Source organism: Pseudomonas simiae (genome assembly GCF_000934565.1).
GTDB lineage: Bacteria > Pseudomonadota > Gammaproteobacteria > Pseudomonadales > Pseudomonadaceae > Aquipseudomonas > Aquipseudomonas simiae.
The window spans coordinates 1,575,892-1,590,433 of record NZ_CP010896.1; the positions used below are offsets into that span (position 1 = coordinate 1,575,892).

General features: G+C 60.0%; 16 protein-coding genes. 12 read left to right on the plus strand and 4 right to left on the minus strand.

The window, feature by feature from the left end:
• Positions 1–66 precede the first annotated feature (66 nt).
• On the plus strand, positions 67–321 hold the full coding sequence (locus PF1751_RS07060) for an FAD assembly factor SdhE (protein WP_044286766.1): 255 nt from the start codon (positions 67–69) through the stop codon (positions 319–321).
• Positions 305–751: a protein YgfX gene (locus PF1751_RS07065; protein WP_042570710.1), complete on the plus strand. Its 447-nt coding sequence runs from the start codon at positions 305–307 to the stop codon at positions 749–751. The genes PF1751_RS07060 and PF1751_RS07065 overlap by 17 nt, the downstream gene beginning before the upstream one ends.
• Here PF1751_RS07065 and nadB read toward each other — a convergent pair.
• Positions 720–2,336 (minus strand): L-aspartate oxidase, encoded by a 1,617-nt coding sequence (gene nadB, locus PF1751_RS07070; protein WP_021491034.1) that lies wholly within the window; start codon positions 2,334–2,336, stop codon positions 720–722. The genes PF1751_RS07065 and nadB overlap by 32 nt on opposite strands.
• A 462-nt stretch (positions 2,337–2,798) precedes the next feature.
• On the opposite strand from nadB, the gene rpoE reads away from it, so the two are divergent.
• The 4 genes from rpoE to PF1751_RS07090 all read left to right on the plus strand — a co-directional run bounded on the left by rpoE (position 2,799) and on the right by PF1751_RS07090 (position 6,652).
• Positions 2,799–3,380 carry an RNA polymerase sigma factor RpoE/AlgU gene (rpoE, locus tag PF1751_RS07075; RefSeq protein WP_003172477.1) on the plus strand — a complete coding sequence of 194 codons (582 nt, stop codon included), beginning with the start codon at positions 2,799–2,801 and terminating at the stop codon, positions 3,378–3,380.
• A gap of 32 nt (positions 3,381–3,412) precedes the next feature.
• On the plus strand, positions 3,413–4,000 hold the full coding sequence (locus PF1751_RS07080; RefSeq protein WP_003172479.1) for a sigma-E factor negative regulatory protein: 588 nt from the start codon (positions 3,413–3,415) through the stop codon (positions 3,998–4,000).
• A gap of 15 nt (positions 4,001–4,015) precedes the next feature.
• Positions 4,016–4,978: a MucB/RseB C-terminal domain-containing protein gene (locus tag PF1751_RS07085; protein WP_010212204.1), complete on the plus strand. Its 963-nt coding sequence runs from the start codon at positions 4,016–4,018 to the stop codon at positions 4,976–4,978.
• A 234-nt stretch (positions 4,979–5,212) separates the two neighbouring features.
• Positions 5,213–6,652, plus strand: a complete 1,440-nt coding sequence (locus PF1751_RS07090; protein WP_010212202.1) for a DegQ family serine endoprotease — start codon at positions 5,213–5,215, stop codon at positions 6,650–6,652.
• A gap of 65 nt (positions 6,653–6,717) precedes the next feature.
• Here the strand turns inward: PF1751_RS07090 and PF1751_RS07095 are convergent, their stop codons facing one another.
• Entirely contained in the window at positions 6,718–8,151 is a 1,434-nt protein-coding gene (locus PF1751_RS07095) for a M48 family metalloprotease (protein ID WP_010212199.1), read from the minus strand.
• 94 nt (positions 8,152–8,245) lie between these two features.
• On the opposite strand from PF1751_RS07095, the gene PF1751_RS07100 reads away from it, so the two are divergent.
• Both PF1751_RS07100 and PF1751_RS07105 read left to right on the plus strand, forming a co-directional pair.
• On the plus strand, positions 8,246–8,485 hold the full coding sequence (locus PF1751_RS07100) for a sulfurtransferase TusA family protein (protein WP_042570712.1): 240 nt from the start codon (positions 8,246–8,248) through the stop codon (positions 8,483–8,485).
• Positions 8,486–8,515: 30 nt separating this feature from the next.
• The gene (locus tag PF1751_RS07105) at positions 8,516–9,586 is read left to right on the plus strand and encodes an AI-2E family transporter (protein ID WP_010212197.1); all 1,071 of its coding nucleotides are present in this window, start codon (positions 8,516–8,518) and stop codon (positions 9,584–9,586) included.
• Positions 9,587–9,638: 52 nt separating this feature from the next.
• Here the strand turns inward: PF1751_RS07105 and PF1751_RS07110 are convergent, their stop codons facing one another.
• Both PF1751_RS07110 and PF1751_RS07115 read right to left on the minus strand, forming a co-directional pair.
• On the minus strand, positions 9,639–10,112 hold the full coding sequence (locus PF1751_RS07110; protein ID WP_010212196.1) for a peroxiredoxin: 474 nt from the start codon (positions 10,110–10,112) through the stop codon (positions 9,639–9,641).
• 10 nt (positions 10,113–10,122) lie between these two features.
• A complete protein-coding gene (locus tag PF1751_RS07115) occupies positions 10,123–10,683 on the minus strand; it encodes a glycine cleavage system transcriptional repressor (RefSeq protein ID WP_003172487.1) in 561 nt (186 codons plus the stop codon).
• A gap of 273 nt (positions 10,684–10,956) precedes the next feature.
• On the opposite strand from PF1751_RS07115, the gene dapA reads away from it, so the two are divergent.
• The 4 genes from dapA to purC are packed head-to-tail and all read left to right on the plus strand — an operon-like array spanning position 10,957 to position 14,472.
• Entirely contained in the window at positions 10,957–11,835 is an 879-nt protein-coding gene (gene dapA, locus PF1751_RS07120) for a 4-hydroxy-tetrahydrodipicolinate synthase (protein WP_010212195.1), read from the plus strand.
• 17 nt (positions 11,836–11,852) lie between these two features.
• Positions 11,853–12,968 carry an outer membrane protein assembly factor BamC gene (gene bamC / locus PF1751_RS07125; protein WP_010212194.1) on the plus strand — a complete coding sequence of 372 codons (1,116 nt, stop codon included), beginning with the start codon at positions 11,853–11,855 and terminating at the stop codon, positions 12,966–12,968.
• 4 nt (positions 12,969–12,972) lie between these two features.
• Positions 12,973–13,731, plus strand: coding sequence for an MBL fold metallo-hydrolase (locus PF1751_RS07130; protein WP_021491032.1), 759 nt, complete (start codon positions 12,973–12,975; stop codon positions 13,729–13,731).
• A gap of 27 nt (positions 13,732–13,758) precedes the next feature.
• Positions 13,759–14,472: a phosphoribosylaminoimidazolesuccinocarboxamide synthase gene (gene purC / locus PF1751_RS07135; protein ID WP_010212191.1), complete on the plus strand. Its 714-nt coding sequence runs from the start codon at positions 13,759–13,761 to the stop codon at positions 14,470–14,472.
• The last annotated feature ends 70 nt before the right edge of the window (positions 14,473–14,542 follow it).

Sequence of the window (14,542 nt, forward strand, 5' to 3'; positions counted from 1 at the left end):
CGACCAAAGCCGACTGTTCCGGTGCCGTCGGCCCTGTATACTTGCCGCCTATTTGAGGAGCGCTCCATGGTCGAAGATGTAGAAATCAATCGTCTCTACTGGCACAGCCGTCGTGGCATGCTTGAGCTTGATGTGTTGCTGGTGCCTTTCACCAAAGAGGTCTACGCAACGCTCAGTAAGGTGGATCGCGACCTCTACGTCAGGCTGCTGACTTGTGAAGACCAGGACATGTTCGGCTGGTTCATGGAGCGCGCCGAATCCGAAGACCCAGAGTTGCAGCGCATGGTCAGGATGATCCTGGACCGTGTCCAGCCCAAGTAATACCTTTGAATGCCGCTGGCAGGCCTCACGGCTGTTGCTGGCGGCGTATCTCCTCGCCCAGCTGTTCGCGCTGGGTGCGTTTTTGTTTCTTGATCTGTCCTATTCAAGCCTTGGCCTGCTGGTGTGTCTGTTGCACGCCGCTTGGGTTTTGCCGCGCTTTATTCTGCTGACCCACCGTTCGTCGATTCGTGGTCTGCGCCGTGACACTGATGGTTGGCAGTTGCTCAGTGCGGAGCGGGGCTGGCACAGCGTGCAGTTGCGTCCGGACAGCCTCGCCTTGCCATTGATCGTCGTTCTGCGTTACCGGGTGCAGGGCGAATGGCGGGTCCGTTCGGTGTGTGTACCCAGGGATTCGCAGGACGCCGATGTGCATCGGCGCCTGCGGGTACGCCTGAAGTTCAGCCGCCGTAGGTGGTTGGCACCAGGATAGTGTCGCGGGCCTCGGGCAGCATCTGCGGGTAGTCGAGGGTGTAATGCAGGCCGCGGCTTTCCTTGCGTTCCATGGCCGAGCGGATCATCAGCTCCGCCACCTGGGCCAGGTTGCGCAGTTCGATCAAGTCGCGGCTGACCTTGTAGTTACTGTAGAACTCGTCGATTTCATCCAACAGCAATCGCACTCGGTGCTGCGCGCGCTGCAGGCGCTTGTTGGTGCGTACGATCCCCACGTAGTCCCACATGAAGCGGCGCAGCTCGTCCCAGTTATGGGCGATGATCACGTCTTCGTCCGAATCGGTAACCTGGCTGGCGTCCCAGCGGGGCAGGGCTGCCGGCACCGGAACGCGTGGCAGTTGTTCGAGAATGTCCGCCGCCGCTGAGCGCGCATAGACGAAACATTCGAGCAGCGAGTTGCTGGCCATGCGGTTGGCGCCATGCAGGCCGGTGAAGCTGGTTTCGCCAATGGCATACAAGCCCGGTACGTCGGTGCGCCCGTGCTGGTCGACCATCACGCCGCCGCAGGTGTAGTGCGCGGCGGGCACCACGGGGATCGGGCCTTTGGTGATGTCGATGTTGAACGTCAGGCAGCGCTCGTACACGGTAGGGAAGTGCGCCTTGATAAAAGCTTCGGGTTTGTGGCTGATGTCCAGGTAGACGCAGTCGATGCCCAGGCGCTTCATTTCATGGTCGATGGCGCGGGCGACGATGTCGCGCGGGGCCAGTTCGGCGCGTGGGTCGAAGCGCTGCATGAAGCGTTCGCCGTTGGGCAGTTTCAAGTGGGCACCTTCGCCGCGCAGGGCTTCGGTGATCAGGAAACTCTTCGCCTGTGGGTGATACAGGCAAGTAGGGTGGAACTGGTTGAATTCCAGGTTGGCCACCCGGCAGCCCGAGCGCCAGGCCATGGCAATGCCATCGCCACAGGCTCCGTCGGGGTTGCTGGTATAGAGGTAGACCTTGGCTGCACCCCCCGAAGCGAGGAGGGTGAAGCGCGCGCCGTAGGTGTCGACTTCGCCGCTGGCGCGGTTGAGCACATAGGCGCCGAGGCAGCGCTCGCCGTCCAGGCCTAGGCGTTTTTCGGTGATCAGGTCGACGGCGACGCGTTGTTCCAGCAATTCGATGTTGGGGCGTTGGCGGGCTTGTTCGAGAAGCGTCTTGAAGATGGCGGCGCCGGTGGCGTCGGCAGCATGGATGATGCGGCGGTGGCTGTGGCCGCCCTCGCGGGTCAGGTGGAACTCGAAGCCGCCGTCGTCGCTCCCCGCGTGTTCATCACGGGTAAAGGGGACGCCTTGATCGATCAGCCATTGGATGGCCTCGCGGCTGTGCTCGACGGTGAAACGCACGGCCTCTTCATTGCATAGGCCACCCCCGGCATTGAGGGTGTCTTCGACGTGGGATTGCACGGTGTCGGTGTCGTCCAGCACCGCGGCGACACCGCCCTGGGCCCAGAATGTCGAGCCGTTGGCCAGGTCGCCCTTGCTCAGTACCGCAATGCGCAGGTGGCTGGGAAGGGTCAGCGCAAGGCTCAGGCCGGCCGCGCCGCTGCCGATCACCAGGACATCGTGTTGAAACTGTTGGCTCATTTGAGGGATTCCGCAAAAGCGATCCGAAGAGGTGGCGCAAACAGGACGCCTGGGTCGGCGAATCAAAGGGTCACACGGGCTACTAGTATATAGAGGGGTGGAGCGGCACAATAGCCGGGCATTCGTGGCAATGTGAGATTACGGTGCGCGGCTTGGGTAAAATCGGCAGGTTATTGAAACGGGAACTTTTTGCATGAGCCCCGACTCAATAGCAGGTTGCCCGAAAGCTGGGAAAACGTTGAGTTTATTGGCCCGTCGGGAGCATTGGACGCGTCAGAAAACCGGCGACAAGATTATTCGCGCAGTCGGCTATGCCCGTACTGCGTTTTTCGTGTGTGCCAAATCAGTGCGTGCCGGAAACTTGCTTGAAGGGGGAGAACTTTTGCGAAAAGACCGAGTCTATGTTTGCAAGCCTGATCGTTTAGTTATGCAAGCCTCCTTAAAGTACAACGAGGAGTGTTCATGCTAACCCAGGAAGAGGATCAGCAGCTGGTCGAGCGCGTCCAACGCGGCGACAAGCGAGCTTTTGATCTGCTAGTGCTGAAATACCAGCACAAAATTCTCGGGTTGATCGTGCGGTTTGTGCACGACACCCATGAAGCGCAGGACGTTGCACAGGAAGCCTTTATCAAGGCTTACCGTGCACTTGGTAACTTTCGCGGTGATAGCGCGTTTTACACGTGGCTATACCGGATCGCCATCAACACGGCGAAGAACTATCTGGTGTCTCGCGGACGCCGCCCACCGGATAGCGATGTAAGTTCAGAAGATGCAGAATTTTACGATGGTGATCACGGCCTCAAGGATCTCGAGTCGCCGGAGCGTGCATTGCTGCGCGACGAGATCGAAGGCACCGTTCATCGCACAATTCAGCAACTGCCAGAAGATTTGCGTACGGCGTTAACTTTACGTGAATTCGATGGTCTGAGTTACGAAGACATTGCGAGCGTCATGCAGTGTCCGGTGGGGACTGTAAGGTCACGGATTTTCCGGGCCCGGGAAGCCATCGATAAAGCCTTGCAACCGTTGTTGCAAGAGAACTAAAGACAGCGGCGACAGCCAAGAGAGGAACCGCCATGAGTCGTGATGCCCTGCAGGAATCGCTGTCCGCAGTGATGGATAACGAAGCGGATGAACTGGAACTTCGTCGAGTGCTCAACGCATTTGATGACGCCGAAACCCGTGATACCTGGTCTCGTTACCAAGTCGCTCGGGCGGTGATGCACAAGGATCTTCTAATCCCTCGTCTGGATATTGCTGCGGCCGTTTCTGCCGCGCTGGCTGATGAAGCCGTTCCGGCAAAAGCTGCTCGTGGACCATGGCGTAGCCTGGGTCGCCTGGCAGTTGCTGCTTCGGTGACTGTTGCGGTGTTGGCCGGTGTTCGCCTGTACAACCAGGACGAGATCGCCGGTGCCGAACTGGCCCAGCAGACTCAACAGCCGGTGATGGCAGGCCCTCAGGTCAAAGGCCCAGCGGTACTGGCCGGCTACAAGGAAAGCTCTGACACCACAGGCCCGATGGCCAACGGTGTATTGCAAGGGCAATCCGGCTGGCAGGACCAGCGTCTTCCAGGCTACCTGCGCCAACATGCACAGGAATCGGCTCTGAAGGGCACTGAAAGCGCTCTGCCTTATGCGCGTGCAGCCAGTTTGGAAAACCGCTAATCCGTAAGGAGCTCTATGCGAGCCATACCGCTCCTTACGCTTTTGCTCAGTGGTTGTTTTGCACTCCCCGCCCACGCCGACGAAGCCCAAGACTGGCTGACTCGACTTGGGCGTGCAGAGCAGCAGCAAAGCTTTCAAGGTACGTTCGTCTATGAACGTAACGGCAGTTTTTCTACCCATGACATCTGGCATCGTGTCCAGGAGGGTCAGGTCCGTGAGCGGCTCTTGCAGCTCGATGGTTCTGCCCAGGAAGTCGTGCGGCTGGATGGCCGGACCCAATGTGTCAGCGGCACTCTCGTCGCAGGCCTGGGCAACTCGCGCGATGCGCCATCCCGTGCGCTGGATCCGCAAAAACTCAAGCAATTCTACGAACTGGCCGTCATTGGCAAATCCCGCGTGGCCGGGCGTAATGCGGTGATCGTGTCGATCACGCCGCGTGACCAGTATCGCTACGGTTTTGAACTGCACCTGGATCGCGAAACCGCGCTGCCGCTCAAATCCCTTTTGCTGAATGATCAGGGGCAGTTGCTTGAGCGCTTCCAGTTCACGCGATTGAACACTTCGGTTGTGCCGGATGATCGCGATCTGCAGCCCAGTAGCGAGTGCGCACCTCTCTCCGTCGCCAATGAAAAAGCCCCCGTCGTGCAGCCTACTGAGGCGTGGCATCTGGAATGGTTGCCGCCGGGCTTTCAGCTGACCAGCACCAGCTCGCGTAAAGACACCCAGACCAAGGCGACAGTCGACAGCCTGATGTATGAGGATGGGCTGGCGCGTTTCTCAGTGTTCCTTGAGCCAATCAGCGATGCGAGTGTCACCGAAACGCGCACGCAACTGGGCCCTACGGTCGCTGTATCCCGTCGCCTCAATACAGTGGATGGCGAGATGATGGTGACGGTGGTGGGCGAAATCCCGATCGGCACTGCAGAACGTATCGCGTTGTCGGTGCGTGGTGAAAAAAAGCCAGCCGTGCAGCCGTGAGTCGTTAATCCTATGTTCATCCTGACGTTTCACTGTATTTGCATGCCAGGTTGGCTGCCGAGAGCATGAAATGTCTGGATCAGCATTTTCACTTGCAAAAATCTCTTATGTTTTTTATAGGTCAGGGCTTGTCGGCTCTGGCCTTGTTTTGTTCGCGGAACAAAGATGTCGGTCGCAGTTTTCGGCGTTTCTTGAACCCTGTCGCTCAACCCTGCTCGTCGTAACGGGAGCTGTATGTCGATACCACGTTTGAAGTCTTACCTATCCATAGTCGCCACGGTATTGGTGCTAGGTCAGGCCTTGCCCGCGCAAGCGGTCGAGTTGCCTGACTTCACCCAATTGGTTGAGCAAGCCTCGCCGGCCGTGGTGAACATCAGTACCACGCAAAAACTGCCGGAGCGCAAAGTCTCCAACCAGCAGATGCCGGACCTGGAAGGCCTGCCGCCGATGCTGCGCGAGTTCTTCGAGCGCGGCATGCCGCAACCGCGCGCCCCCCGTGGCGGTGGCGGTGGCCAGCGTGAGGCTCAGTCCCTGGGCTCGGGCTTCATCATCTCGTCGGATGGCTACATCCTTACCAACAACCACGTGATTGCAGACGCCGACGAAATTCTCGTGCGCCTGGCTGACCGTAGTGAGTTGAAAGCCAAGCTGGTGGGCACCGATCCACGTTCCGACGTGGCGCTGCTGAAAATCGAAGGCAAAGACCTGCCGGTGCTGAAGCTGGGTAAATCCCAGGACCTGAAGGCTGGGCAGTGGGTCGTTGCCATCGGTTCGCCGTTTGGTTTTGACCACACTGTGACCCAAGGTATCGTCAGCGCCATCGGCCGCAGTCTGCCGAACGAGAACTACGTGCCGTTCATCCAGACCGACGTGCCGATCAACCCGGGTAACTCGGGTGGTCCGCTGTTCAACCTGGCGGGTGAAGTGGTGGGGATCAACTCGCAGATCTACACCCGTTCCGGCGGATTCATGGGCGTGTCGTTCGCTATCCCGATCGACGTGGCGATGGACGTTTCCAACCAGCTGAAAAGCGGCGGCAAGGTTAGCCGTGGCTGGTTGGGTGTGGTGATCCAGGAAGTGAACAAAGACCTGGCGGAATCCTTCGGTCTCGACAAGCCGGCCGGTGCCCTGGTCGCGCAGATCCAGGACGACGGCCCTGCTGCCAAAGGCGGCCTGCATGTCGGCGACGTGATCCTGAGCATGAATGGCCAGCCGATCGTCATGTCGGCCGACCTGCCACACCTGGTGGGCGCACTCAAGGCCGGCAGCAAGGCCAAGCTGGAAGTGATCCGTGAAGGCAAGCGCCAGACCGTTGAACTGACGGTCGGTGCCATCCCTGAGGAGGGCGCAACCCTGGATGCCCTGGGCAACACCAAGCCAGGTGCCGAGCGTAGCAGCAACCGCCTGGGCATTGCCGTGGCTGAGTTGACCGCTGAGCAGAAGAAGACCTTCGACCTCAAGAGTGGCGTGGTGATCAAGGAAGTGCAGGACGGCCCTGCCTCTCTGATCGGCCTGCAGCCGGGTGACGTGATTACCCACCTGAATAACCAGGCCATCGACAGCACCAAGCAGTTCACCGACATCGCCAAGGCGTTGCCGAAGAATCGTTCGGTGTCGATGCGAGTGCTGCGTCAGGGGCGTGCAAGCTTCATTACGTTCAAGCTCGCCGAGTAAGTCGGTAGAAACAAAAAGCCCCGCCTTCGTTGAATGAAGGCGGGGCTTTTTTGTGGGCGATGGAGTTAGCTCATCATCCCTTTGACCAGGCGTTCCTGTTCGATCAGCTCGCGTTGACGGGCGTCGATCCGCGAAGACAACGGGAAGTTGTTGCCGGCGCGACGCTTGGCGAAATCCAACTGCTGGATGGCCTGCTGGAAATCCCCCACCAGCGCAAAGTACTCGGCGCGGGCTTGGTGCAGGCCGATAATGTTGCCGGACAAGCCGCGTGTCTCTGCGACCTGGTACCACACGTCAGGGTCGTCCGGACGAGATTTGAGCAAGCTGTCCAACGCCTTTTCCGCATCGGCGGTACGGTTCTGCTTGAGCAGAAGATCCACGCGTATCTGATTCAGCGGGTAGTTGCCCGGATACTGAGTCAGCATCTTGTCCGTACGTTGCTGGGCGTCAGGCAAGCGGCCGTTGTCAATGTCCAGCTGGATCTGCGCCAGGTTGTAAGTGATGTCGTTGGGTGTCTTCGCAAGCAGGGGCGCCAGGTTTTCCCGTGCCTGTTTGAACTGGGAGCCCTTGATCTGGGCAATGGCCAGGCCATAGCGCGCCACATCGTTCTTCGGGTTTTCGTCCAACTGCGCCTGGAAGCGTTTGGCGGCGAGGCCGGAGGTGTCTTCGTACTGCAGCTGCACCCGTGCGCGGATCAGTTGATAGCGCAGGCTGTCTTCCTTGCCGCCGGTTTTGGCTTGCTCGGCGCGGTTGCGGGTGTCGGCGATTCGCGATTCGGTCACCGGGTGCGTCAGCAGGAATTCCGGCGGCTTGGCGTCGAAGCGGTATTGACGCATCAGGCGTTCGAACATGGTCGGCATGGAGCGCGGATCGTAACCGGCTTTTTCGAGGTTGAGGATGCCGATGCGGTCAGCCTCTTGCTCGTTCTGACGCGAGAACCGGCGCTGTTCCTGGATCGCAGCCGCCTGGGTGCCGGCAATAGCGGCAATACCAGCGTCACCCGCGCCAGCTGCTGCGGCAATGATGCCGCCCAGCAGCGCGGCCATCATCGGGAGTTGCATGCGCTGTTGGGCTTCCACGCCACGGGCGAAGTGGCGTTGGGACAAGTGCGCCAATTCGTGCGCCAGTACCGAGGCATATTCCCCTTCGGTCTGGGCATTGAGGAACAGGCCGCCGTTGACCCCGACAATCCCGCCGGGCGCGGCGAAAGCGTTCAGTTGCGGGCTGTTGATCAGGATGAACTCCAGGCGCCGGTCGTTGACCTGGCTGGTCTCCACCAACTTGTAGACGCTGGTTTCGACGTAATCCTTGAGCTGCGGGTCGTTGAGTTGCGAGACCTGGCCCCGCAGGTACGCCAGCCAGGCGCGACCCAACTGGTATTCCTGTTGTGGCGAGACAATGGCAGAACTGGCGTCGCCGAGTGACGGCAGGTCGTCAGCGAAGCCTGGGGAGGCCAGCAGGCAAGCCAGCGTCAGCAGGGTGGGGCGCAAAAAAGTCATGCACAGAGCCTTTCGACAAAGAGCTTACTGTAGCCGGACACTGAGCTTCGGACCAGATATTCTAAGCATCCCCAATGCTTGCCCGGAGTAAACCATGACCGACGCTGTCGCCTTTGATGCCGAACTCGATGCCACCGGCCTCAATTGCCCGTTACCCTTGCTCAAGGCCAAGCTGGAACTCAATCGTCTGGCCAGTGGCGCAGTGCTCAAGGTGATCGCCACGGACGCGGGCTCCCAGCGTGACTTCCGCACCTTTGCCAAGCTGGCCGGCCACACGCTGTTGCATGAAGAAGACGCCGCCGGTGTGTACCGTTACTGGTTGCGCAAGGCCTGAACCGTTCGCTCCACCACCCGAGGTTGATTGATGTTCAAAGTGTTACGAGACTGGATCCAGCGCTACTTCTCCGACGAGGAGGCCGTGGTACTGGCGGTCCTGCTGTTTCTGGCCTTCACGGCCGTGCTCACCTTGGGCGGCATGCTGGCGCCGGTATTGGCTGGGATGGTACTGGCGTATCTGATGCAAGGTTTGGTCACCACGCTGGAGCGTTTGCGCTTGCCGGGTGGAGCCGCCGTGGGGCTGGTATTCGCCTTGTTCATGGGGCTGCTGGTGCTGTTTATCGTGGTGGTATTACCGCTGTTGTGGCATCAATTGATCACGCTGTTCAACGAGCTGCCGGGCATGCTCGCCAAGTGGCAATCGCTGTTGCTGCTGTTGCCGGAGCGCTACCCGCACCTGGTGTCGGACGAACAGGTGTTGCAGGCCATCGAAGCGGCGCGCGGCGAGATCGGAAAGTTCGGGCAATGGGCGCTGACCTTTTCCCTGTCCAGCCTGCCGCTGCTGGTCAATATCATGATCTACCTGGTGCTGGTGCCGATCCTGGTGTTCTTCTTCCTCAAGGACCGCGTCATGATCGGCCGCTGGGTACGTGGCTATCTGCCACGCGAGCGTGCACTGATTACCCGGGTGGCCGAGGAAATGAATCGGCAGATCGCCAACTACATTCGCGGCAAGGTCATCGAGATCATTATCTGCGGCGGCGTGACCTACATCGCCTTTATTGCCCTGGACCTGAACTACGCGGCCTTGCTGGCGTTGCTGGTAGGTATTTCGGTGGTGGTGCCGTATGTCGGCGCGGTGGTGGTGACTGTGCCGGTGGCGCTGATTGCGCTGTTCCAGTGGGGCTGGAGTGACCAGTTCATCTATTTGATGGCGGTGTACGGGATCATCCAGACGCTGGATGGCAACGTGCTGGTGCCGCTGCTGTTCTCGGAGGCCGTCAACCTGCACCCGGTGGCGATCATCTGCGCGGTGTTGTTGTTCGGTGGGCTGTGGGGGTTCTGGGGGGTGTTCTTTGCGATCCCGCTGGCGACGCTGTTCAAGGCGGTGCTGGATGCGTGGCCACGGCAGGAGCCAGTGGTGGCGCCGTTGCTGTGATTTTTTGTGGTTGAGCGGGGCAAACCCGCTCACCACAAGAGCTCGCTGCGTTTCAGCCTTTGCTTAGCGCCTGCGCTGCCGCCAGGACGGCATCCACATGCCCCGGCACCTTTACGCCACGCCATTCCTGACGCAACACGCCCTCCTTGTCGATCAGGAAGGTGCTGCGATCCACGCCCAGGTATTCCTTGCCGTACAGCTTCTTCAACTTGATCACGTCGAACAGTTGGCAGACCGCCTCGTCCTTGTCGCTGATCAGCTCGAAGGGGAATGCCTGCTTGCCCTTGAAGTTCTCGTGAGACTTCACGCTGTCCCGCGACACGCCAAACACTTCGGTGTTAGCCGCTTTGAATGCTGCGTATTGGTCGCGAAAGCCCTGGCCTTCGGTGGTGCAGCCTGGCGTGCTGTCCTTCGGGTAGAAGTAGATCACCACTTGCTTGCCCTTGAGGGCAGCGAGGCTGAAGGTCTGGCCGCTGGTGGCCTGGGCTTCGAAATCGGCTACGGGTTTGTCGATGACTACCGCCATGAAAACTTCCTTACATTGGGTTCTGTGGGCGCCATGGCTCGATCAAGGCGTCGAGGTTCAGGGCATCGGCGAAATCCAGGAACTGGTCGCGCAGCCAGCTGATCTGCACGCCAGCCGGCAACGTCACGGTGAACGTTGCGTTCAGCATGGTGCCGCCGGTTTGCGGGGCCTGGTAGGTGTCGCAGGTCAGGTTCTCCAGCTCGACGTTGTGGTCGATGAAGAACTGGCACAGTTCGTTGACGATGTCCGAACGGTAGGCGGAACTGACATACGCTACATAAGGCAGGGCTTGGGGACGATTCTCCAGGGCGGCGCTGCGCACCACATTGACGGTGAAGTCGTGCTTTTTAGCCAGGCCTGGCAGGCCGGTCTCCAGGCGCGCCAGGGCATCCCAGGTGCCGGAGATCTGCAGGACCAACGCGCTGCACTCGCCATGGCGGGTGAGGCGGGAGGTCACGACGGCGCAGCGGTTTTCATGGCTGGCGCGGCACAGGACGTTGGTCAGCTCCATGGGGTTGGCGCCGAGGGCACTGATAACAAGGAATTGTTCGCGAACTGTGGGGGTGGACATGCAGCCTTCCTAAAACGATGAGCGGTCGATACTGTGCGGGCTGTATCGATCAAAGGATGAAGGGTAGCGAAAACCGTCGCCAAGGGATAGGAGGTGGCGTTTTCATTGCGTGATCGGCTCGATTTCATCGTGCTTCTGGGCAGGCTTTGGCCCAATGATGGCATTGCCCGTCGTTTAGTTGCGCCAGAACGCATCCTCAGGCGGTACTTCGCTTGTGCAAGCATCTTGGCGCCAGTACCATTACGGCTCTCTTTTTCCGGCAGGAGCGGTTGCATGATTGCGGGCAGTATGGTGGCACTGGTCACACCCATGGATGCACAAGGTCATCTCGACTGGGACAGCCTGGGCAAACTGGTGGACTTCCACCTGCAAGAAGGCACCAACGCCATCGTGGCGGTCGGCACCACCGGTGAATCGGCCACCCTCGATGTGGAAGAACACATCCAGGTGATCGAATTCGTGGTCAAGCGTGTCGCGGGCCGTATCGCCGTGATCGCCGGTACGGGCGCCAACTCGACGCGAGAAGCGATCGAGCTGACCAAAAACGCCAAGAAAGCCGGCGCCGATGCCTGCCTGCTGGTGACCCCGTACTACAACAAGCCGACCCAGGAAGGCTTGTACCAGCACTTCCGCGCGATTGCCGAAGCGGTCGATATTCCGCAGATCCTCTATAACGTGCCGGGTCGCACCGCGTGCGACATGCAGGCCGCGACCGTGATCCGCCTGTCCACCGTGCCGAACATCATCGGTATCAAGGAAGCCACTGGCGACCTGCAACGCGCCAAGGACATCCTGGCCGGCGTGAGCAGCGATTTCCTGGTGTATTCCGGTGACGACGCCACCGCTGTCGAGCTGATCCTGCTGGGCGGCAAGGGCAACATCTCCGTGACCGCCAACGTGGCCCCGCGGGCCATGAGCGAAATGTGCGCCGCCGCCATTGCCGGCGACGCCGTGACCGCCCGTGCGATCCACGAGAAGCTGATGCCGCTCAACAAGACACTGTTTATCGAATCCAACCCTATTCCCGTGAAATGGGCGCTGACTGAAATGGGCATGATGCCGGACGGTATCCGTCTGCCGCTCACCCGTCTCAGCGAAGCCTGTCACGAACCGCTGCGACAGGCCCTGCGCCAGTCCGGCGTCCTGGTTTAATTGAGGAAGCACTACGCATGAAGCGATTGGCCGGACTTTCCGCACTTGCCTTGATTATCTCCAGCACCAGTGGCTGCGGTTGGATCTGGGGCCCGGAAGGCTACTTCCGTGACCGCGGTAGCGATTACCTGGAAGCACAACCTACCAAACCTATGGAGCTGCCGCCGGGCGTCAACGTCGCCAAGCGACTTGACCCGTTGCTGCCGATTCCGCGCAATGTCGCCGACGACACCGCCAAGGGTGAGTACGTGGTGCCGCGTCCACAGCCGATCTCGGCCGTGGCGGATGCCAGCGACTACAGTCTGCAGAAGAGTGGTGACTCCCGCTGGATCGTGGCTCAGCGCCCACCTGCCGAAGTCTGGCCAGTGGCCGTGCAGTTCTTCCAGGACAACGGCTTCCGCATCGACGAGCAGCGCCCGCAGACCGGTGAATTCACCACCGCATGGCAGCAGGGCAGCGAACTGTCCGCCACCATGGCCAAGCGCCTGCAGGCCGGTGGTGTAGCCGCCGACAGCGAGGCCCGTGTGCGCGTGCGCATCGAGCCAGGCGTGCAGCGTAATACCAGTGAAGTCTATGTGGTCAGCGCCGAGCGTCCGGCCGGCAGCACCGCCAACGTTGATTTCACCAACCGTTCGGTCAACACCGGTGTCGACTCGGCACTGGTCGACGAGATGCTGGCCAGCATGAGCCGTATCTCCGAGAAGGGCGGTTCGGTTTCCCTGCTCGCCGCACGTGATTACGACACCCCAAGCCGCGTCAGCCTCACCGAAGATGGCAGCGGCAACGTGGTGTTGAACCTGGGTGAAGACCTCGACCGTGCCTGGGCCAGCGTTGGCCGTGCATTGGAACAGGGCCCTTGGCGTGTAGAAGACATCAACCGCAGTCTGGGCCTGTACTACATCAACGTGGCTGAAAAAGCCGAGCGCAAAGACGACGAGCCAGGTTTCTTCGGCAAGCTGTTCGGCAGCAAACCGACCAAGGAAGAGATCGAGACCCGCGCCGAGCGTTATCAGGTTCGTTTGAGCAAGGTAGGCGAAAGCGTGCAGGTCACCGTCGAGAAGAACATCAACACCGTTGCGCCCGCTGAAACAGCGCGCAAAGTGTTGGGCGTGATTCAAGACAACCTGGGCTGATCCGGTGCGTTTTGCCGTTCTCGGCAGCGGTAGCCAAGGGAACGGTACGCTGGTCGCCCACGACGACACGTACGTGCTGGTGGATTGTGGTTTCTCGTTACGGGAAACCGAGCGGCGCCTGCTGCGACTGGGGGTTCACCCCGCGCAGCTGAGCGCGATTCTGGTGACCCACGAACATGCCGACCACGTGCATGGCGTGGGTTTGCTGTCTCGGCGCTACAATCTCCCGGTGTACCTCAGTCGCGGTACCTTGCGCGGGATGCGCAAACCCATCGAACCTGCAGGTTTCCTGGCTGGTGGCGAGACGCTGCAGATTGGTGCGTTGAGCATCAATGTGATTGCCGTAGCGCACGACGCTCAGGAGCCGACGCAGTACGTATTCAGTGACGGTGAGCGGCGTTTCGGCGTGCTCACCGACCTGGGTTCCTACTGCTCAAAGGTGCTGGACGGTTACCGTGACCTGGATGCATTGATGATCGAGTCCAACCACTGCCGAGACCTGCTGGCGCGTGGTCATTACCCGTACTTTCTCAAGCAACGGGTGGGCGGCGAGCTGGGGCATTTGAACAACCACCAGGCGGCGTACCTGGTGTATGAGTTGGGCTGGCAAGACTTGCAACACCTGGTCCTGGCCCACCTGAGCAGCAAGAACAACCTGCCGCAGCTGGCCCGGCAATGTTTTGTCGACACCCTCGGGTGCGACCCGGACTGGCTGCAACTGGCCGATCAAGATTCAGGGCTCGATTGGCGACACATCGCCTAGCCCACCATTTAGCAAGCGGAGCCCATCATGGAAAAACGTGAAGAACTCTACCGCGGCAAAGCCAAGTCGGTGTACAAGACCGACGACGCCAACCGCCTGATCCTGCTGTTTCGCAACGACACCTCGGCGTTCGACGGCAAGCGCATCGAACAACTTGATCGCAAAGGCATGGTGAACAACAAGTTCAACGCCTTCATCATGCAGAAGCTCGAAGCGGCCGGCATTCCGACCCAATTCGACAAACTGCTGGGCGACAACGAGTGCCTGGTCAAGAAGCTCGACATGATCCCGGTTGAATGCGTCGTGCGTAACTACGCGGCCGGCAGCCTGGTCAAGCGTTTGGGCGTGGAAGAGGGCCTCAAGCTCAACCCTTACACCTTTGAACTGTTCCTGAAGGACGACGCCAAGGGCGACCCGTTCATCAACGAATCCCACGTCGTGGCATTCGGCTGGGGCACCGCTGAGCAACTGGCGCGCATGAAGGAGTTGTCCCTCAAGGTCAACGACGTGCTGAGCAAGCTGTTCGACGACGCTGGCCTGCTGCTGGTGGACTTCAAGCTCGAATTCGGGGTCTTCCACGACGGCTCCATCGTCCTGGGCGACGAATTCAGTCCTGATGGCTGCCGCCTGTGGGACAAAGACACCAAGAAGAAGATGGACAAGGACCGCTTCCGCCAGGGCCTCGGTGACGTCATCGAAGCCTACGAAGAAGTCGCCAACCGTCTGGGCGTACCGCTTTAATCGACGCAAGCATCTGATAGCACGGAAAAAAATCGCTTCGGCGCTTTGCTTTCCTGATCCACGCTGTTAT

Bases quoted from the DNA above. Each gene is read 5' to 3' on its own strand.
- PF1751_RS07060 (WP_044286766.1), top strand. From the start codon at position 67: ATGGTCGAAGATGTAGAAATCAATCGTCTCTACTGGCACAGCCGTCGT.
- nadB (WP_021491034.1), bottom strand. From the start codon at position 2,336: ATGAGCCAACAGTTTCAACACGATGTCCTGGTGATCGGCAGCGGCGCG.
- rpoE (WP_003172477.1), top strand. From the start codon at position 2,799: ATGCTAACCCAGGAAGAGGATCAGCAGCTGGTCGAGCGCGTCCAACGC.
- PF1751_RS07080 (WP_003172479.1), top strand. From the start codon at position 3,413: ATGAGTCGTGATGCCCTGCAGGAATCGCTGTCCGCAGTGATGGATAAC.
- PF1751_RS07085 (WP_010212204.1), top strand. From the start codon at position 4,016: ATGCGAGCCATACCGCTCCTTACGCTTTTGCTCAGTGGTTGTTTTGCA.
- PF1751_RS07090 (WP_010212202.1), top strand. From the start codon at position 5,213: ATGTCGATACCACGTTTGAAGTCTTACCTATCCATAGTCGCCACGGTA.
- PF1751_RS07095 (WP_010212199.1), bottom strand. From the start codon at position 8,151: ATGACTTTTTTGCGCCCCACCCTGCTGACGCTGGCTTGCCTGCTGGCC.
- PF1751_RS07100 (WP_042570712.1), top strand. From the start codon at position 8,246: ATGACCGACGCTGTCGCCTTTGATGCCGAACTCGATGCCACCGGCCTC.
- PF1751_RS07105 (WP_010212197.1), top strand. From the start codon at position 8,516: ATGTTCAAAGTGTTACGAGACTGGATCCAGCGCTACTTCTCCGACGAG.
- PF1751_RS07110 (WP_010212196.1), bottom strand. From the start codon at position 10,112: ATGGCGGTAGTCATCGACAAACCCGTAGCCGATTTCGAAGCCCAGGCC.
- PF1751_RS07115 (WP_003172487.1), bottom strand. From the start codon at position 10,683: ATGTCCACCCCCACAGTTCGCGAACAATTCCTTGTTATCAGTGCCCTC.
- dapA (WP_010212195.1), top strand. From the start codon at position 10,957: ATGATTGCGGGCAGTATGGTGGCACTGGTCACACCCATGGATGCACAA.
- bamC (WP_010212194.1), top strand. From the start codon at position 11,853: ATGAAGCGATTGGCCGGACTTTCCGCACTTGCCTTGATTATCTCCAGC.
- purC (WP_010212191.1), top strand. From the start codon at position 13,759: ATGGAAAAACGTGAAGAACTCTACCGCGGCAAAGCCAAGTCGGTGTAC.